This window comes from Pseudoxanthomonas sacheonensis (genome assembly GCF_010093305.1).
Lineage (GTDB): Bacteria > Pseudomonadota > Gammaproteobacteria > Xanthomonadales > Xanthomonadaceae > Pseudoxanthomonas_A > Pseudoxanthomonas_A sacheonensis.
In genome coordinates, this window is sequence record NZ_PDWS01000007.1 from 135,253 (window position 1) to 153,277 (window position 18,025).

General features: G+C 63.6%; 15 protein-coding genes. All 15 read left to right on the forward strand.

The genetic code is table 11. The features are described 5' to 3' along the window. Positions 1-19 precede the first annotated feature (19 nt). The 15 genes from CSC73_RS08415 (at position 20) to CSC73_RS08485 (ending at position 17,965) form a co-directional block, all read left to right on the forward strand. Positions 20-742, forward strand: a complete 723-nt coding sequence (locus CSC73_RS08415) for a PepSY domain-containing protein (protein ID WP_211840848.1) — start codon at positions 20-22, stop codon at positions 740-742. 8 nt (positions 743-750) lie between these two features. Then, a complete protein-coding gene (locus CSC73_RS08420) occupies positions 751-2,568 on the forward strand; it encodes a PepSY domain-containing protein (protein WP_281352888.1) in 1,818 nt (605 codons plus the stop codon). 592 nt (positions 2,569-3,160) lie between these two features. Further along, positions 3,161-3,817, forward strand: coding sequence for a polysaccharide biosynthesis/export family protein (locus CSC73_RS08425; RefSeq protein ID WP_246197431.1), 657 nt, complete (start codon positions 3,161-3,163; stop codon positions 3,815-3,817). Beyond that, positions 3,799-5,226, forward strand: coding sequence for a GumC family protein (locus CSC73_RS08430; RefSeq protein ID WP_425502289.1), 1,428 nt, complete (start codon positions 3,799-3,801; stop codon positions 5,224-5,226). Before CSC73_RS08425 ends, CSC73_RS08430 begins: the two co-directional genes overlap by 19 nt. Before the next feature lie 558 nt (positions 5,227-5,784). Continuing rightward, positions 5,785-7,233, forward strand: coding sequence for an undecaprenyl-phosphate glucose phosphotransferase (locus CSC73_RS08435; protein ID WP_163839996.1), 1,449 nt, complete (start codon positions 5,785-5,787; stop codon positions 7,231-7,233). A gap of 48 nt (positions 7,234-7,281) precedes the next feature. Beyond that, positions 7,282-8,565: a polysaccharide biosynthesis protein GumE gene (locus CSC73_RS08440; RefSeq protein ID WP_211840849.1), complete on the forward strand. Its 1,284-nt coding sequence runs from the start codon at positions 7,282-7,284 to the stop codon at positions 8,563-8,565. Positions 8,566-8,583: 18 nt separating this feature from the next. Continuing rightward, the gene (locus tag CSC73_RS08445; RefSeq protein WP_163839997.1) at positions 8,584-9,666 is read left to right on the forward strand and encodes an acyltransferase family protein; all 1,083 of its coding nucleotides are present in this window, start codon (positions 8,584-8,586) and stop codon (positions 9,664-9,666) included. Positions 9,667-9,715: 49 nt separating this feature from the next. After that, a complete protein-coding gene (locus tag CSC73_RS08450) occupies positions 9,716-10,849 on the forward strand; it encodes a glycosyltransferase family 4 protein (RefSeq protein WP_163839998.1) in 1,134 nt (377 codons plus the stop codon). Continuing rightward, positions 10,846-11,889: a glycosyltransferase gene (locus tag CSC73_RS08455; RefSeq protein WP_163839999.1), complete on the forward strand. Its 1,044-nt coding sequence runs from the start codon at positions 10,846-10,848 to the stop codon at positions 11,887-11,889. Before CSC73_RS08450 ends, CSC73_RS08455 begins: the two co-directional genes overlap by 4 nt. Continuing rightward, entirely contained in the window at positions 11,886-13,382 is a 1,497-nt protein-coding gene (locus CSC73_RS08460; protein WP_163840000.1) for a lipopolysaccharide biosynthesis protein, read from the forward strand. Before CSC73_RS08455 ends, CSC73_RS08460 begins: the two co-directional genes overlap by 4 nt. 38 nt (positions 13,383-13,420) lie before the next feature. Then, on the forward strand, positions 13,421-14,671 hold the full coding sequence (locus tag CSC73_RS08465; RefSeq protein ID WP_246197433.1) for a GumK N-terminal domain-containing glycosyltransferase: 1,251 nt from the start codon (positions 13,421-13,423) through the stop codon (positions 14,669-14,671). Continuing rightward, complete coding sequence (locus CSC73_RS08470; protein ID WP_163840001.1) at positions 14,658-15,446, forward strand: polysaccharide pyruvyl transferase family protein; 789 nt, start codon at positions 14,658-14,660, stop codon at positions 15,444-15,446. Before CSC73_RS08465 ends, CSC73_RS08470 begins: the two co-directional genes overlap by 14 nt. Before the next feature lie 132 nt (positions 15,447-15,578). Beyond that, positions 15,579-16,277, forward strand: coding sequence for a WecB/TagA/CpsF family glycosyltransferase (locus tag CSC73_RS08475; RefSeq protein WP_246197442.1), 699 nt, complete (start codon positions 15,579-15,581; stop codon positions 16,275-16,277). 127 nt (positions 16,278-16,404) lie between these two features. Further along, positions 16,405-16,920, forward strand: coding sequence for a DUF2306 domain-containing protein (locus CSC73_RS08480; protein ID WP_163840003.1), 516 nt, complete (start codon positions 16,405-16,407; stop codon positions 16,918-16,920). 88 nt (positions 16,921-17,008) lie between these two features. Beyond that, positions 17,009-17,965 (forward strand): alpha/beta fold hydrolase, encoded by a 957-nt coding sequence (locus CSC73_RS08485; RefSeq protein WP_425502290.1) that lies wholly within the window; start codon positions 17,009-17,011, stop codon positions 17,963-17,965. Positions 17,966-18,025: the final 60 nt, after the last annotated feature.

Sequence of the window (18,025 nt, forward strand, 5' to 3'; positions counted from 1 at the left end):
CGGGGTTGGGAAGGGGGCGGTGAAAGCAAATACGGCCAGGAACAATCCAATGAAACCCGCATTCTGGGCGCGCCGCGCCCACAAATGGATCGGCCTGATCATCGGCGTGCAAGCGCTGCTGTGGATGATCAGTGGTGTTTATATGACGGTCATATCGCTGGACATCATTCACGGCGATCATTTGGCGCACACGCACAGTGAGCCGCTGTATCCGGGCGCATCGCGTCTGGGGCAGGCCGAACTGGCGACCAGGTATCCGGGCATCACCTCCCTGCGAATCAAGCGATTGCTGGCGAGGGAAGTCTACGAAGTGCGACAGGGTGGGAAGACCTTGCTCATAGATGCAGCAAGCGGGAAACAGGTTTCTCCGCTGAAAGAGGCTACGGTTCTCGAGTTGGCGAAAGCCACCTATCAAGGCGATGCCAAGGTGGACAGAGCCGAGTGGGTGACCCGTGCTCCGCAAGAAGTAGCGACCCGGCCTGTTCCCATGTGGGCGGTGCACTTCGCCGACCGCGGGCGCACCACGCTCTACTTTTCTCCCGATACCGGAGAGCTGCTGGCACGCCGGCACAGCCTCTGGCGCTGGTTCGATTTCCTCTGGATGTTCCATATCATGGATTACGAGGCCCGCAGCGACGTCAACAACACCTTGCTGCGCGTAGCGGCGGCAACCGGCCTGGTCTTCGCGCTATGCGGCATGTGGCTGCTGTTCTACAGCTTCCAGCGGAGGGTCCGGCAATGACGCCCTGGATGCGGAAGATCCATAAGTGGGTAGGACTCTTGATCGGCCTGCAGTTCGTGCTGTGGTTGGCCAGCGGTCTGGTGATGAGTTTGCTCGACCATGATCGAGTGCAAGGCCACCAATACCGCGCCCATTCGGACGAACCGCGGCCTTGGCCGGAAGAGGCGCTGCCAATGGGTGCCGTTGTCATGGATGGTCGGGGCCAGGTGCAGCGCGTCTCTTCCGCCTGGCTGCTGGAGCGGCCCGTGTACCAGGCCTACGATGGCCAGAAGACCCGGCTATCCGACGCGATGACCGGGGCGACTATCGACATCGACGCCGCATTGGCTTCGCAGTTGGCCAAGGCTTCCTATGCCGGCCCTGGGAAAGAGCAGGCGCCTCGATTGCTCGAGCGGACGATGGAAGTCCGCGACCACGAAGGCCGCCTGTGGCGGGTGGATTTCCAGGACGCGGAAGACACTACCGTCTATCTGTCCGCGGAGACGGGGGAAGTGCTTGAGCACCGCAATCGCACCTGGCGGTTGTTCGATGTGTTCTGGATGCTCCACATCATGGACTACACCGGTCGGAAGAACTTCAACAATCCACTGGTGATAACCGCGGGCATCGGCGGGCTGTGGCTGGCGTTGACGGGAATCTGGCTTCTCGTCGCCAGCTTTCGCGTCAACGAATTCATACCCAAGCGATGGAGGAGTACCCGGGAATTGGCGGTGTTCTCCCCGGATGGGTCCGCGCTACGCACGATGGATGCCGCGACAGGCGACACGGTATTCGTCGCGCTCGCCCGCAATGGACTGCAGTTGCCGTCCAATTGCGGAGGAGGGCAGAGCTGCGGGCTGTGCGAGGTCCGTTTCAGAGGCAAGGCGCCGGCTGCGACCAGCGCGGACCGCGAGCATCTGTCGGAAAGCAAAGTGAAGATGGGTTACCGGCTGGCTTGTAATCTGGTCGTGGACCAGGATCTGGAGGTGGAGGTCGTCGGAGGCGCCGGCTTGTGGACGGAACGGGAAGCGACCGTCGAGAGCGCAGTGGCGGTAACTCCCTTCTTGCGCGAGATCGTGCTCAAGCCGGACACGGCCCCCGGTCCCGACTATCAGCCAGGGGCTTACCTTCAGATCCACATACCGGATTATTCCATGGCGCGGCAGAACATCGTGCATCCCGAACACCATAAGAGCGATTGGGCCGAACTCGATTTGCCGGACACGCTATCCAACAAGGAGGCCGTGCGCCGTTCGTATTCGCTTTCCCTGCCGGTCGGAAAAACAGGAGGGCGGTTGAGTTTGCTGGCCCGGTTCAGCCCCGGTCGTCAGAACCGCAAACGTCACCCGCCAGGCAAAGGGTCCACCTATTTGTATAGCCTCAAGCCAGGGGACCGCGTGCGTTTCAGCGGTCCGTTAGGTGATTTCGCCATCAAGCCGGGCGGCAACGAGAAGGTCTTCATCGGCGGCGGCGCCGGGATGGCGCCGTTGCGTTCGATGATTCATGCCTGCCTGGAAGGCGGGGCCAAGGAGCGCGTCCACTACTGGTATGGCGCCCGCAACCTTCGGGAAGCGCCGTATGTCGATGAGATGTCGGCCTTGGCCGCGAAGTACGCCAATTTCAGCTGGCACCTGGTCTTGTCGGAAGAGGCCGAATGCGGCGCTGGCCTGCTCAGGGGCATGGTTCACGAGGTGGCGCACGACGTCCTGCTACGCGACCACCCCAATCTTCATGCCTGCGATTTCTATCTCTGCGGACCTCCGCCGATGCTGGTCGCGACACGGCAACTTTTGCAACGGATGGAGGTGCCGGAGAGCAGGGTCGCATTCGATGACTTCAAGGTTTGAACGAGCGGGGAAATGGATAGGGCGGCGTCCCTCCGAAGCGGATGTTCCGCCTTTCCGTTCGCGGGACAGGAAATTTACCGAACAGATCTCAGCGGACCGCGGGATGATTCGCATGCGTGTGCGTGGCGTGGGCATGGCATGCCATGGGCCGCTGGCTTGGCAAGAACCGGCGGCTTCCGAACCGCGGGATTCAGCGCACCGATTTGGTGTGAACCAACACCGAAACCGTGCTTCAAGGTAAACGGAGTTCACAAAAATAGACGCCGAAAATGAACTGCAGCGGTGCGCCGTGTGGCTCTTTCACGGCGCCTTCGCAACGGCATCATTTAGGGTGTAAACCGTTTTTGCGGCGCGCATACTGCTGCAGGTCAAGGAATTCATGGCAGGTTGGAATTCCGCCATGGAATTCGTATTAGGCTTGGCTGCAAAGGACAAGATCGACTGGCGCATGCCAGAGCGGCTGCGGAACATGAGTGATCATTGAAATACCGCCAGGGTTGGGCAGGTTGCCGGCGATAGTCGATGCCGGCATTGAGTATGGTGGCCCCGAATCCAGAGGTGGCATTTGAGCAGGATCGATCGAACGATTGGAATGGTGTTGGCTTGCGCGATGGCGCTCTGTGCATGCAGCTCGGGCGCGCCGGTGCGCGATTTGCCGCCGGCGGATCCGGTGGGCCAGGCGCTCGGCCGTCCCGAGTACCGGTTGGGCCCGGGCGACCTGGTCAAGGTGCAGGTGTTCCAGCTGCCCGATCTGGAGCGCGAGGTCCGGGTCGATAATGCCGGCCGCATCACGCTGCCGTTGATCGGCGCCGTGCAGGCGGCCGGTTCCAGCATCAGCCAGGTCGAAGACCAAGTAGCCTCGAAGTACCGGGACCGCTATCTGCAGAATCCGCAGATCACCCTTTCCCTGCTGGAATCGCCCAACCAGCAGGTCACGGTGGGCGGCGCGGTCGAGCAGACCGGGATATACCCGATGGGCGCGCCGTCTCTGACCTTGCAACAGGCGGTCGCGCTGGCCAAAGGCGTCAGCAACATCGCCGACCGGCGCAACGTGATCGTGTTCCGTACCGTCGGCGGCGAACGGATTTTCGCCAGGTTCGATCTGGTCCAGATCCAACAGGGCAAACTCAAGGATCCGGATATCTATGGCGGCGACATCATCATCGTCGATCGGTCCGGTGCGCAGATGCTGCTGCGTACTTTGATCGAACTCACTCCTTTCGTGGCGGTGTGGCGGGCCTACCGATGACCAGAACAGACGCCCGCGACGAACTCCGCTATGCGGATCCCCACGATGCGCCGGCCGGCGACAATCTGGCCGAATATGCGCGTGCCCTGCTGAGCGGCTGGTGGCTGATCCTGATCATCGCCGCCGTGGTGGTGCTGGCGGCGCTGGCGGCGAGCCTGATGATGACGCCGCAGTATCGCGCCACCACCACCTTGCAGATCGAGCGCGAGGCGATGAAGGTGGTGCAGATGGAGGACCTGATCCCCAGCGAATCGCCGATGGACCGCGATTTCTACCAGACCCAGTACGAATTGCTGATGAGCCGCTCGCTGGCGCGGCGGGTGATCGCCAAGGCCGGCCTGGCCAACCATCCGGTCTATCGGGAAACGGTGGAGGCGGCATCGGAGAAACTCGGCCCCGCCGCCGCTGGCCAGTCTGCCGCCGCATCGCGCCGCGAGCTGATCGAACGCGCGCTCACCGATCAGGTGCTGGCTTCCCTGGAAGTCGAGCCGGTTCGCAACTCGCGCCTGGTCAAGGTGAATTTCAGCTCGCCCGATCCGGACCTGTCCGCACGCGTGGCCAACACCTACGCCAGCGAGTTCATCGCCAGCGGGCTGGAACACCGGTTGCAGGCATCGTCCTTCGCTACCAAGTACCTTTCGGAACGCCTCGCCCAGATCAAGCAGCGTCTGCAGGACTCGGAGAAGAATTTCGTCGACTTCGCGGGCCAGGAAAAGATCGTCTCGGTGGGCGAAGACAAGCCTTCGCTGCCGGCGCAGAATCTCGCCGAGCTCAATGCCCTTCTCGCGTCGGCCCAGGACGCGCGCATCAAGAGCGAAGCGGCCTGGCGCCAGGCCAGGTACGGCAGCGGCCTGGCTTTGCCGCAGGTCGTCTCCAACCCGCTGATCCAGAATCTGATGCAGACCCGCGCCCAGCTTTCCGCCGACTACCAGCAGAAGCTTTCGACCTTCAAGCCGGATTACCCGGAAATGCTGCGCCTGAACAGCCAGATGAGCGAAGTCGGCCGGCAGATCAACACCCAGATCGCCAACATCCGCGAATCCATCAAGGCGCAATACGAAGCGGCCAACGCGCAGGAGCAGATGCTGGCGGCGCGCATCGAACAGCTCAAAGGCGACGAACTGGACCTGCAGGACCGCAGCATCCGCTACAACATGCTCAAGCGCGAAGTGGACACCAACCGCCAGCTCTACGACGGATTGCTGCAGCGCTTCAAGGAAATAGGCGTGGCAGGGAACGTAGGCGCCAACAATATTTCGGTAGTGGACCAGGCCGACGCGCCCGGCAGTCCGTCCTCGCCGCGGCTGGCCTTCAACCTGGCGCTGGCGGCCATTTTCGGGCTCTTCGCCGGCGTCGTCGCCGCCTTGCTGCGGCATGCGATGCGTTCGCCGCGAGAGGCGCGCCGGTAGCGCCGTAGCGTCTGCGACCGTTCATCGGAAACATTCGCCGCCGCCTTCCTCCGGGCGGGGACGAAGTGCGTTCTAAGCTCCACTCGCCGATCAAGCGATTTGGTATTTCGTGCGTGATCCTAATCACGGACTGGCGCGGAAATCGACATTTTTTGCGAAGCAAGTCGCGTTTACGTAGCTGACTTACCTGTACCGAATCGTTCGACCTCACAAGTGATTCAGAAAAATTTCGCTAGCGTGCAGACCCTCAAGAACCAAGCGCAAATGCACGCGCTCTTCACAAATAGGTGATATGTTGCAGTGCAGCGAAACCTGGTTTTTCCCGCAATAAACGCCGCATTCCGCTGTCGAAGTCATGTCTTTCCGCCAAGAGGTGCCCTGATCTTTTTTCCAACCGACAAGGACGCTCTTCTTTCAATCAGCAAGTAGGTTTGTCGTTCGCCTGGGGTCGGCGCTGGAGGGCACCGGTAAAGGCATCGGCAAAGTGGTTAACAGCACGGTTCGCGTACGACGTCCCCCCGCGTCGGCCCGCTCCGCGCATGTTAGGGAATACTCAAGATGCTTCTCGCGAACCTGAGCGCCGCCAAGTCGGCATCGTCCCCTCGTTTGTTGTCGAAGTACTCCACCGCCGCCGATCTATGCTTGCGGGTCGCGGATCTGGCCGTCGTTCTGATCTCAGCGCTGATCGCCTACCGCCTGCGGTTCGATACCTGGATGCCCGCCTTCGGGTATCGCATTCCGATCAGTACTTCGATCCTGATCGCAGCGTTGTGCTTCAACGCATTCCCGCTGTACCGCAGCTGGCGCGGCCGTGCGGTGTTCCGCGAAGTCTGGATGCTGGGCCTGGCATGGACAGGCGTACTGGCGCTGGTCTCGGCGCATATCTGGGTGCTGTATCTGGGCCAGCACACCTCCCTGCTATGGCTGGGCCTGTGGTACGCGACCGGTTTCGTGCTGTTCGGCTTCTCGCGCGTTGCCGTCCGCGGCGCGCTCAACTGGATACGCAGCGTAGGCATAGACGTGCGGCGGGTGGTGGTGGTCGGCCTGCGTCCGCCGGTGCTCAAGATCCATCGTTATCTGCACCAGAACGCATGGGTCGGCATGCAGGTCGTCGGTTACTTCAGTACCCGCGACGACATCAGCATCGCAGAAAGCACCGATCTCAAATGCCTGGGAGCGGTCGAGCAGTTGCCTGCGTTCCTGGAGGAGGACAGCGTCGAAGAAGTATGGATTTCGCTGCCCATGGGCAAGCTTGGACGGATCAAGTCGGTGCTGGCCATGCTGGACAAGACCCCGGTCAAGGTGAAGCTGATCCCGGACATTTCCGATCTGGACGCGCTCAACCAGTCCAGCGAACAGGTCGGCAGCGTGCCGGTAATCAACCTGCGGCAGGGTAGCGGCGCGCCGGACAATTCGTTCTTGCTGACCAAGGCGATGATGGACCGCGCGCTGGCGCTGGTCGCGATCGTGGCGCTGTCGCCGCTGATGCTGGGCATCGCGGTCGCGGTGAAACTCAGTTCCCCCGGCCCGGTGCTGTTCCGGCAGAAACGCCATGGCCTCGGCGGCAAGGAGTTCTCCATGCTCAAATTCCGCTCGATGCGCATCGATCAGGAAGCGGGCGCCGAAGTCAAGCAGGCGACCCGCGGCGATCCGCGGGTGACGCCGCTGGGCGCGTTCCTGCGGCGCAGCAGCCTGGACGAATTGCCGCAGCTGTTCAACGTGCTGGACGGCAGCATGTCCCTGGTCGGGCCGCGCCCGCATGCGATCCAGCACAACAGCTACTACGGAACGTTGATCGACCGCTACATGCAACGGCACTACGTCAAGCCGGGCATCACCGGCTGGGCGCAGGTCAACGGGTTCCGCGGTGAAACTCCGCTGCTGCGCGACATGAAGAAGCGCGTGCAGTACGACATGGACTACATACGCCGGTGGTCGCCGTGGCTGGATCTGAAGATCATGGCGATGACGGTGTTCAAGGTACTGGGCCAGAAACAGGCGTACTGAAATGGCAAGGCTTTGTTTCGACCGGCCGCTTTGCGGAAGCCGAACGCGATGACCGCGACGATCGCCAGGGAGCGCGGCAGCAGTCCGGCCGTGGCGGCGCTGTTGCTGCTTGCGATCGGCTACAACTTCCTGCTGGCGCTGTTCAATGCCTCGGTGCACCCGGTCGGCGCGTCGTCGGCCTATGCGGTCGAACTGGCCATCTATGCGGGCTGCTTCCTCTTCGGCTTGCGCTCGCTGGGCCGCGACGGCCAGCTGCTGGTGTTCACCGGCCTGGGTTTGGTGCTGGCCTTCAATCTGCTGCGTTTCCTGGAAACCTGGAGCTTCGACCTGAAGCTGGTGCGCGATGCGATCATCCCGTTCGCGTTCCTGACCCTCGGTACCGCCTACCGCGGCCGCCTGCACAAACTCGTGTTGTGGCTGGCGGCGATCGTGGTGCTGGTGGCGATATTCGAAATGGCGTTTCCCAATCTGTACGGCGATCTGGTCGATCCGCGCAGCTATTTCGTCAACACGCGCGGCAACAGCGAAGACGATTTCTGGAACGAGGCCAGCAAGCTCTATGTCAGCGCCACCCGCCCGGGCGAGCGCAACTGGCTGGGCGGATTCGAGTTGCCGCGGGTGTCCTCGATCTTCGTGGAACCGGTGACGATGGGCAACTTCATCATTTTCTTCTGCGCGGTGGCCATCACCTTCTGGCGGTCGCTGCGTGTGGCCGGGGTGGTTTTCTCGCTGGCGCTGATCCTGTTCCTGCTGATCGCATCCGACGGCCGCCTGGCCAGTGCGACCTGCCTGCTGATGCTGCTGTTGGCGCCCTTGCTGCGGCGGGTGGATCAGACGCTGGCCGCCTTCCTCTTCGTCGGCGTGCTGTTGGCCGGCTGGCTGGCGGTCTGGGCGCTGGGGGTGAACGCTTACGAGGACACGATGATGGGGCGTGTGTTCGTGTCGGTCGATGCGATCAATTCGATGAGTCCTCGGGAGTGGTTCGGCATGGACTTGGCGGCGCCTTACCGCTATTCCGACAGCGGTATCGCCTACTTCATCGCCGGACAGTCCATCCTGGTCGTGCTCGTGTTCCTGATCGCTTATTCGTTCCTGCTCAGGATGCCCACCAGCAACGGACAGCTGTTCAAGAATCTGTTCGTGGTCGCCTTCGCGCTGAGCCTGCTGGTTTCCAACGCCTACTTCTCCATCAAGACCGCGGGACTGTGGTGGTTCGCATGCGGCTACTTCTGGCGCTTGCCGGTTCCGCGGCTGGCGCCTTCCCTGGAAAGCCGGCCGGATGCGCGCGGAATACGGGCTTTCGGCGGTCCGCAGGCCACGGCATCGTCATGAACAAGAACGGAGCGCCACATGGCAGCAGTTACCGGCATGGCCGCGCAAAAGCGCGCTGGCGCAATCGAGGCGACGGCGCGCGATACGCGGATCGACGCGGCAAAGGGCGTGGCGATCGCGCTGGTGGTATTGGGCCACGCCAAAGGCATACCGGCGGAATTCACGGTGCTGGCCTACAGTTTCCATGTGCCGCTGTTCTTCCTGCTGTCGGGTTGGCTGTCGCTGCGCCGGAATGCGGATACGGCCGTGCAGAGACTGGCGACGTTGGCCCGCACGCTGCTGGTGCCTTACGTCTTCTTTTTCTTCGTCGCCTATGGATACTGGCTGCTCACGCGCCAAGTGGGCGAGAAAGCGCTGCGCTGGGGACAGACGCCCTGGTGGGAGCCGCTCGGCGGGCTGGTTACCGGAATCGGGCCGCGTTTGTACGTGCATCCGGCGCTCTGGTTCCTGCCGGCGTTGTTAGTTACCGCATTGGTCTATTTTTTCCTGGGCAAGCGACTGCGGCCGTCGGCCATCGCACTGCTGTCGCTGCCTCTGGCGATGCTGTGGACCATGGCGTTTCCCGCGGCCGGACTGCGCTTGCCGTTCGCTCTGGACATTCTGCCGGTCGCATTGTTCTTCTACGCATGCGGCGCGCTGGCGGGCCGTACGGTTTCGTTGCCGCGCTCTGCGCTGACGGGCGGCGCGGCGGCGATGGTGTTGCTGGTGCCGTGGCTGTGGCTGGCGTGGAGCAATGGCCGGGTGGACATCAACCAGCTGCGCTTCGGGGCATCGGCGTGGAAGTTCGTCCTGGCCGCTTTGCTGGGAACGTCCATCGTGCTGCTTGCCAGTCCATTGGCGGCCAAGTCGGCGGCGCTGCGCTGGATGGGCCGCAATACGCTGTTGATCCTGTGCGTGCACATGCTGGTTTTCTTCGTGCTGTCGGGGATGGCCGCGGTGCTCGGCCTGTTTCCGGCAGGAAGCAAACCGGGGCCCGCATGGGCGCTGTGCGTTTCAGGAATTTCCATCGCTTCGTGCGTACCGTTGCGGCACCTGTTCCTGCGCTACGCGCCCTGGGTGCTGGGACAGCGCGCGGCCGGCGCGCAGGCGGCACTGCGATGAGCGCCGCGTCGCCGGACGGGAAGGGCGCCTCGCTGTTCGGGCGGAAATCATGAAAGTCGTGCATGTAGTCCGGCAATTCCATCCTTCGGTCGGCGGCATGGAGGAGGTGGTTCTGAACATCGCGCGCCGCCATCTGGCCGCTGGCGGCCAGGCGGAAGTGGTGACGCTGGACCGCATCTTCCATGACGGTGCGCAGCGCCTGCAGGCGCACGAGCAGCATCAGGGCGTGCCGGTGCGGCGTTTGTCCTACGCCGGCTCCACGCGCTATCCGCTTTGCCCGCAAGTGCTGGGCGCGTTGCATGGCGCCGATGTCGTTCACGTACACGGCATCGATTTTTTCTACGACTACCTGGCGTTGACGGGCGCGGTGCACCGCAAGCCGATGATCGTCTCCACCCACGGCGGTTTCTTCCACACCGCCTACGCCTCGCGGCTAAAGCGGTTGTGGTTCAACAGCATCACCCGCGCCTCGGCGCGCGCTTATCGTCGCATCGTCGCCACCAGCCGCAATGACGGAGAGATGTTCGCCCCGGTGACGGCGGCCGGTCGCCTGCGCGTGATCGAGAACGGCGTGGATATCGGAAAGTTCTCGGGTATGGGTTCGCCGGTTCCCGGCAAGACTCTGATCAGCTTCGGCCGCTGGTCGGTGAACAAGGGGATTCCGGAAACGCTGGACCTGCTTGGGCGTCTGGTGGCGGAAGACGGCGCTTGGCGCCTGATCCTCGCAGGCCGTGCGTTCGACCTCAAGCGCGCGGATGTGGAGCGCGACATCGCCTCGCGCGGATTGCAGGCGCATGTGGAGGTGGTGGAAGCGCCGTCGCAGGAACAGTTGGGCCGCTTGCTGTCGAACGCGCAGTATTTCGTTTCCCTGTCGCGGCACGAGGGCTTCGGTATCGCCGCGATCGAGGCGATGAGCGCCGGCCTGATTCCCGTGCTCGGCGACATCCCGCCTTACGCCAAGCTGCATGCGGAATCGGAGCTGGGCGCGCTGGTCGATGCGAAAGCGCCCGAGGCCGCCGCGCGGGCGGTGCGCCAACTGGCCGACGCGGACCAGGAGACCTTCGAAGCGCGTCGGCGGAAAGCCATGGCGTATGTCGCGCGCTACGACTGGGATGCGGTCGTCGATCGCTATCGGGACGAGTACCGCCAGGCGCTCGCCGGGACCGGAGGGCGGACGCAATGAACGTCGCGCATACGCCCTGGGTATCGTCGGCGTCTGCCCGCCGTTTCGTCGTGCTGCAATCCACCGGCAAGCCGGACGACACCACCAATCCGTATCTGGTGCAGCTGCTGGATGCGCTGCCGGAGAACGTGGAAATCCGGTATTTTTCGGTACGCGAAGCGCTGTTCTCGCGCTACGACCTGTTCCACGTGCACTGGCCGGAGTACTTGCTGCGGCACCGCACTCCGCTCACCACGCTGGCCAAGCGGGCCTGCATGTTCCTGCTGTTGCTGCGGCTTTGGCTGACGCGCGTGCCGGTGGTGCGCACGCTGCACAACCTGCGGCCGCACGAACAGGGTGGAATCACCGAACGCCTGCTGCTGCGTTGGCTGGACAACCTGACCACGCGGCGAATCAGGATCAACGCGGTCGAACGCGATTCCGATCCCGACACCGACACCATCCTGCATGGGCATTACCGCGACTGGTTCGCAGCGAGGCAAGTGCCGCCCAGCGTGAACGGACGCCTGCTCTGTTTCGGGCTGATCCGGCCCTACAAAGGCGTGGAGACTCTGATCGGGGCCTTCCGCGAACTGCCCGGTGCCAGCACCACGCTGCGCATCGTCGGCAGGCCGGTAAGCCCGGCCATGCGCCAGGTCGTGGAGGATGCGTGCGCGGCCGATGCGCGCGCCAGCGCCCTCCTCGAATACGTGGGCGACGAAGTGCTGGCGAAGGAGATCGGCGAAGCGCAATGCGTGGTGCTTCCCTACCGGGACATGCAGAACTCGGGCGCGCTGTTGCTGGCGCTGTCGCTGGGACGCCCGGTGCTGGTTCCGCGCAGCCAAGCCAATGCCGCGCTGGCCGCGGAGGTCGGCGAGGAATGGGTGAGGCTGTACGACGGCACGCTGGACGCGGACATCCTCGCGGCGGCATTGCGCGCGCTGGACGAACCGCGCCGCCGGTCCGCGCCGGACCTGTCCCGGCGCGATTGGCCACGGCTCGGCATGCAGCATCACGCCACTTATGTCGCCGCACTGGGCGCGGCGGGGCGCGACCGATGAGTACGGACAAATCGGCGCTGGACGCATTGCCGCACATTCCTTCCCTGGGCCGTCTTGCCGCCAGCGGCGCATTGGTCACGATGGGCAGCCAGGTGTTGAAGATCGCCGTGCAGTTCGGCGGCATCATATTGCTGGCGCGTCTGCTGACGCCGCGCGACTACGGACTAGTGGCGATGGTGGTCGCCATTATCGGCGTCGGCGAAGTGCTGCGCGATTTCGGCCTGTCTTCGGCGGCCATCCAGGCCAAGCACCTCAGCCGCGGACAGCGCGACAATCTGTTCTGGATCAACTCCGGCATCGGGTTTCTGCTGGCGGCGGCAGTGTTCCTGTCCGCCGATGCGATTGCGCTCTTCTATCGGGAACCGTTGCTGCGTCCGGTTGCGCAGGCCATTTCCGCGACCTTGCTTCTCAATGGCCTGACCACGCAGTTCCGCGCGCATCTCAATCGCGACATGCGTTTCGGGCAGTTGGCTTTCGCCGACGTCACCGGCCAGTTGCTCGGCCTGGCCGCGGCGGTAGCGGCCGCACTGCTGGGCTGGGGCTACTGGGCGCTGGTGGTGCAATCGCTGGTGCAGGCCTCGACGTTGCTGGCGCTGATGGCGCTGGCGGCGCGCTGGCTGCCCGGTCTGCCGAAGCGGAACGCGGAGATGCGCGGGCTGTTGCGCTTCGGCGGCAATCTGGTGGCGTCGCAACTTCTCATCTACTTCAGCACCAACCTCGGCCAGATACTCATCGGCAATCGCCTGGGCCCTGCGCCGCTGGGGCATTACAACCGCGCCTTCGCGCTGTTGATGATGCCGCTGACCCAGCTCAACGCTCCGGCGACTACTGTCGCCCTGCCGGTGTTGTCCCGGCTGCAGGGTGATCCCGTGCGCTATTCGGCGTTCCTGCTGCGCGGACAGGCCACGCTGATGCATTTCATCATCGCGATCTTCGCCTTCGCCTGCGCGCAGGCCAGTCCGTTGATCCATCTGGTGCTGGGCGATCGCTGGGCGATGACGGTGCCGATCTTCCAGATACTGGTGGTGGGGGGAATGTTCCAGGCGGCGGGGTATGCGGCTTACTGGGTATTCCTTTCCAAAGGTCTGACCGGCCCGCAGCTGCGGTACTCGATCGTCAGCCGCACGCTGGTGATCGGCTGCATCGTGATCGGCGCGCAATGGGGTGTGCTGGGCGTCGCTACCGGTTATGCCTGCGGTCTGGCGCTGTCGTGGCCGCTGGTCCTGTGGTGGCTGCACCGCACCTCAGATGCGCCGGTGCGCGGCATGCTGCGGAGCGGTTTGCGAGCGATAGCCGGTTACGGCCTGTGCGGGTTCGTCTCGCACGCGGCATCCGTACGCTTCGCAGGCGCATCGTTGCCATTGCCGCTGCAGTTGGCGGTCGGAATCGCGGCCTTCTGCGTCGCATTCGCATTGCTATGCCTGGTCTGGTCCGCGTTCCGGCGCGATGTGGCCGGCATCCTGCACACCCGCACCCTGTTGAGAAGCGTATGACGCAGCGCGATATCGCCCCCGCATTGGAGAATCCGGCCATGTTCCGAGTAGAAGCAACGACCGAGCAGCCGACTGTGGAGCCTTCCGAGACGGCAGGTGAGCGCGATCCAGCCGCCCCCGGAAGATTCCTGGTGCTGTCGGCGCACGACTACCGCACGCCGCGCAGGGCCAATATCCATTTCATCGGCGACGAGCTGGCCAAGCGCGGGCATACGCGCTTCTTCTCGCTCCGCTACAGCGCGCTGTCGCGATGGAAGGACGACATACGGCTGCCGCTGGACGCCAAGGCCAATCTCATCGAAGAGCACAACGGCGTCGAGTGTTTCCTGTGGAAGACCGCGTTGCATCCGTTCAATACGCGCCGGCCTTGGCTGCGCCCGCTCGAGAACATGATGTTCCGCTGGTATGCGAGCCATCCGCCGCCGGTGCTGGTGGCCTGGCTTCGGGAGGCCGAAGTGGTGATCTTCGAAAGCGGCACGGCGGTGGTGTTCGCGGAATTGGCCAGGAAGCTGAACCCCTCGGCCCGTCTTGTCTATCGCGCCTCCGACAGCCTGAGCGCCATCGACAGCGCGCAATACGTGGAGCGCGCCTTCGCGCGCGTGGCGGCCGGTCTGGATGCGATTGCGCTGGTATCGCCTGCGATGGCCGCCGAAGTCGCCAGCCGGGACAACGTCTACCACGTCGGCCATGGCATCGATCCGGAAATAGAACGGCTGGCCGATCCATCGCCTTATGCCCCCGGCCTGCACGCTGTCGCGGTGGGTTCGATGCTGTTCGATCCTGCGGCGATCGCGACCGCCAGCCGCGCTTTCCCCCAGGTGACCTTCCATGTGATCGGCTCGGGCCGAGGGCGCATGCCGGACTATGGCGAGAACGTAGTGGTGTACGGCGAAATGCCGCATGCGCAGACCTTGCGCTACATCAAGCACGCCACCTTCGGCATCGCCCCGTACGCGTCGGCGCAATTGCCCGCCTACCTGGCCGACAGCTCGCTCAAGCTGCTGCAGTACGATTTCTTCGCGCTGCCGGCCATCTGTCCGCACGCCATCGTCGGGCGTTACGCCTCGCGTTTCGGCTATACGCCGGGAGACGCCGAATCGATCGTCACCGCGATCGACGCCGCCTTGCGGGCGCCGCGGGTCCGCACCCGCAAGTGCCTGGATTGGCCCGAAACGGTGGACAGGCTGCTAGAACCGGAGCGATATCCGGAGCTGCGGATAACGCCATCCGATAACCCGCCGCATGCGCTGGCGGCTGCGGAGCAGGAGCCTTCGCATGTCGCTGTTTGACGCGTGGCTGGAGCGCCGGCAGCGCCGCGCGCTGTACTGGTGGCAGCCGAACAACGGCGGGGTCAACGTCGGCGACCATCTGTCCAAGGTGATCGTGGAAGCGATGCTCGCCTTGCGCGATGAGGATCTTTTGCACAAGCAGGACCGGTCGCGGCGGTTGTTCGCGATCGGTTCGGTGCTGCACAACGCGCGCGATGGCGAGACGGTATGGGGAAGCGGCATCAACGCCAAGATCCCCGAAGCGCAGCATCGTTTCCGCGCGCTGGATGTGCGTGCGGTGCGCGGGCCGCTGACCCGGCGCTGGCTGATGGATCGCGGCATACCGGTCCCCGAGATATATGGCGACCCGGCGCTGCTGATGCCCATGTTCTATTCCGATGAATTGATCGGCGCCCCTGGGAAGACGCCTTTCGTGGTGATTCCGCATTTCAACGAGGCGCCGGAGAAGTACGCCGCCTACCGCGACCGGTTGCTGTTGCCGAACATGAAGCCCCTGGCTTTCGTGCGTGCGCTGCTGGGAGCGGAAATGGTGGTCTCCAGTTCGTTGCACGGGGTGATCCTGGCCGAAGCCTACGGCATTCCGGCTGTGTATCTGGACAGCGGCAACGGCGAAAACCGCTTCAAATACGACGACTACTACGCGGGCACGGGCCGCGCGAGCTGGCGTTCGGGGCGTACCGTCGAAGAATGCCTGGATATCGGCGGGAACGGGCCGTTCGATCTGCACGGCATCCAGGTTGCGTTGCGCAAGGCGTTTCCCTATGACTTGTGGTGATGCCATCGGCGGCAGGCGGTGCGGACAGTGGAGCGACCGGGAGGTTGCAGCATGATCGCCGCCGATGAGGAAAAACCGTATGCGGACCGGGCATCCGCAGCGCCGCCATCGGTCTGGCTGGGCGGCTACCGCATGCGATCGATCACCCGTCAACGGTTGGCGCAGGAAGTGCTGGGCGCTTTGAGCTCTGGCCACAAACGCCAGGTTTTTTTCGCGAACACGAACTTCGTGGTGCAATGCCGTCCGCTTCGCAAGCGCTTGCAAGCGCCATCGGTATGTGTGGTCAACGACGGAATCGGCATGGATCTTGCGTCCTTGCTGATCCATCGACGCCGCTTCGCCGAAAACCTCAACGGCACCGATTTCATTCCCTACCTTTGCACCCAAAGCGTGCGTCCATTGCGCTTCTTCCTGCTTGGCTCGCGGCCGGGCGTGGCGGTGCAGGCGGCGCGGCATCTGGTCGATAGGTTGGGACAGCAGGTCGTGGGTACCTGCGACGGTTATGCAGAGTACGCAGAAGCCGGAGACGAGTTGGTAGCGAGAATCAATGCGTCGGGCGCGGAGGTCGTGCTTGTCGCCTTCGGCAATCCTGGGCAGGAAACCTGGATCCTGGACCATTGCGCCGCCTGTAACGTGCCGGCAATGTTCGGAGTCGGCGCGCTGCTGGATTTCCTTTCCGGCAATACCAGGCGCGCGCCGTCCTGGATGCGGACGCTGCACCTGGAATGGCTGTTCCGGCTATGCCTGGAGCCCAGGCGCTTGCTGAAGCGCTATACGTGGGACATGATCGGGTTCTTCTGGATTTGTCTGCGCGCCGGGAAGCAGTCATAAGCCCAGGCAGGGGGATGGGGTGACACCGACTGGGTCGCGCCGGGCAGCGTCATGCTGCCGGCGGAGTGGTCGCGGCCGTCGGATCGATCGCAGGAGAAGCCCTCCCATTACCTGCAGGAGAACCACCATGCTTGGTCTGACCACAATGGGCATCATCCATACCGCCATCAGTCTTGTCGCCGTGGTGGCGGCGTTCATCGCTTTCTTCCGGGACAAAGGAATCGATCCCCGCAACGGTCTGGGAAAGACCTACGTGATTACGACAGTGCTGACCTGCCTGACCGGGTTTTTCATTTTCCAGCATGGCGGATTCGGCAAGCCGCACGCCCTGGGCATCGTCACTTTGGTGGTGCTTGCCGTTGCCTGGGTGGCCGGCAACAAGAAAGTATTCGGGCGCGCAAGTGCGTATGTGGAAACGGTTCTCTATTCGCTCACCGTGTTCTTCCATATGATTCCGGCGTTCACCGAAACCTCCACGCGGCTGCCCGTCGGCGCGCCCTGGGCCTCGGGTCCGGACGATCCCAATCTGCAGAAGGCCGTCGGCATCGCGTTCCTGGTTTTCCTCGTCGGCGCTACCGCGCAGGTCATCCGCTTGCGACGGCTGCGCCGCGCTTTGCCGCCTGCTGCCGCACAAACCGCATGAATCCGTAGGGCGGGCACCGCCCGCCACTCGCATGTTTAGAGTGTTCGGCGGGCAGTGCCCGCCCTACAGTGCAGGTGCGGTGCAAAAAATGCGCGGGCGTTTGCATGCTTGTAACCATCGCTGCACTACCTTGGCAAGGGCGCACGCAGGGCGGGCACTGCCCGCCGCCGCCGTAAACCGTTCGAGCAACTTTCCCCCACCCGAACCCAAAGGAGAAACCATGGCCACCTTCACCACCAAAGACGGCACCCAGCTCTACTACAAGGACTGGGGCGCCGGCCCCGTCGTCACCTTCAGCCATGGCTGGCCTTTGACCTCCGATGCCTGGGAAGCGCAGATGTTCCATCTGGCTTCCAACGGCTTCCGTTGCATCGCCCACGACCGCCGCGGCCATGGACGCTCCAGCCAGCCCTGGAACGGCAACGACATGGACACCTATGCCGACGACGTGGCCGAGCTGTTCGCGCATCTGGACGTCAAGGACGCGGTCATGATCGGCCATTCCACCGGCGGCGGCGAAGTGGCGCGCTACATCGGCCGCCATGGCACCAAGCGCGTGAAGAAAGCCGTGCTGATGGGCGCGGTGCCGCCGATCATGCTCAAGACCGAAGCCAATCCCGGCGGCCTGCCGATGGAAGTCTTCGACGGCTTCCGCAAGGCCTACCTGGCCGATCGCTCGCAATTCTTCCTGGACGTGGCCAGCGGCCCGTTCTTCGGCTTCAACCGGCCCGGCGCGAAGGTTTCGCAGGGCCTGATCCAATCGTGGTGGGCGCAGGGCATGTTGTCCGGACACAAGAACGCCTACGACTGCATCAAGGCTTTTTCGGAAACCGACTTCACCGAGGACCTGAAGAAGTTCGACGTGCCCACCCTGATCATCCACGGCGACGACGACCAGATCGTGCCGATCGGCGCCTCGGCGATGCTTTCGTCCAAGCTGGTCAAGGATTCGGTGTTGAAAATCTATCCCGGCGGTACCCACAGCCTGGGCGACACCAGCAAGGACCAGCTCAACGCCGATCTGCTGGAGTTCGCGCGCAGCTGATCGACGGGCGCCCCGGTACGGGGTGCGGATATGGCGAAAACGCACGGGTGGTAGATTGGC

Bases quoted from the DNA above. Each gene is read 5' to 3' on its own strand.
- CSC73_RS08420 (WP_281352888.1), top strand. From the start codon at position 751: ATGCGGAAGATCCATAAGTGGGTAGGACTCTTGATCGGCCTGCAGTTC.
- CSC73_RS08425 (WP_246197431.1), top strand. From the start codon at position 3,161: ATGGTGTTGGCTTGCGCGATGGCGCTCTGTGCATGCAGCTCGGGCGCG.
- CSC73_RS08435 (WP_163839996.1), top strand. From the start codon at position 5,785: ATGCTTCTCGCGAACCTGAGCGCCGCCAAGTCGGCATCGTCCCCTCGT.
- CSC73_RS08440 (WP_211840849.1), top strand. From the start codon at position 7,282: ATGACCGCGACGATCGCCAGGGAGCGCGGCAGCAGTCCGGCCGTGGCG.
- CSC73_RS08445 (WP_163839997.1), top strand. From the start codon at position 8,584: ATGGCAGCAGTTACCGGCATGGCCGCGCAAAAGCGCGCTGGCGCAATC.
- CSC73_RS08450 (WP_163839998.1), top strand. From the start codon at position 9,716: ATGAAAGTCGTGCATGTAGTCCGGCAATTCCATCCTTCGGTCGGCGGC.
- CSC73_RS08455 (WP_163839999.1), top strand. From the start codon at position 10,846: ATGAACGTCGCGCATACGCCCTGGGTATCGTCGGCGTCTGCCCGCCGT.
- CSC73_RS08460 (WP_163840000.1), top strand. From the start codon at position 11,886: ATGAGTACGGACAAATCGGCGCTGGACGCATTGCCGCACATTCCTTCC.
- CSC73_RS08465 (WP_246197433.1), top strand. From the start codon at position 13,421: ATGTTCCGAGTAGAAGCAACGACCGAGCAGCCGACTGTGGAGCCTTCC.
- CSC73_RS08470 (WP_163840001.1), top strand. From the start codon at position 14,658: ATGTCGCTGTTTGACGCGTGGCTGGAGCGCCGGCAGCGCCGCGCGCTG.
- CSC73_RS08475 (WP_246197442.1), top strand. From the start codon at position 15,579: ATGCGATCGATCACCCGTCAACGGTTGGCGCAGGAAGTGCTGGGCGCT.
- CSC73_RS08480 (WP_163840003.1), top strand. From the start codon at position 16,405: ATGCTTGGTCTGACCACAATGGGCATCATCCATACCGCCATCAGTCTT.
- CSC73_RS08485 (WP_425502290.1), top strand. From the start codon at position 17,009: ATGCGCGGGCGTTTGCATGCTTGTAACCATCGCTGCACTACCTTGGCA.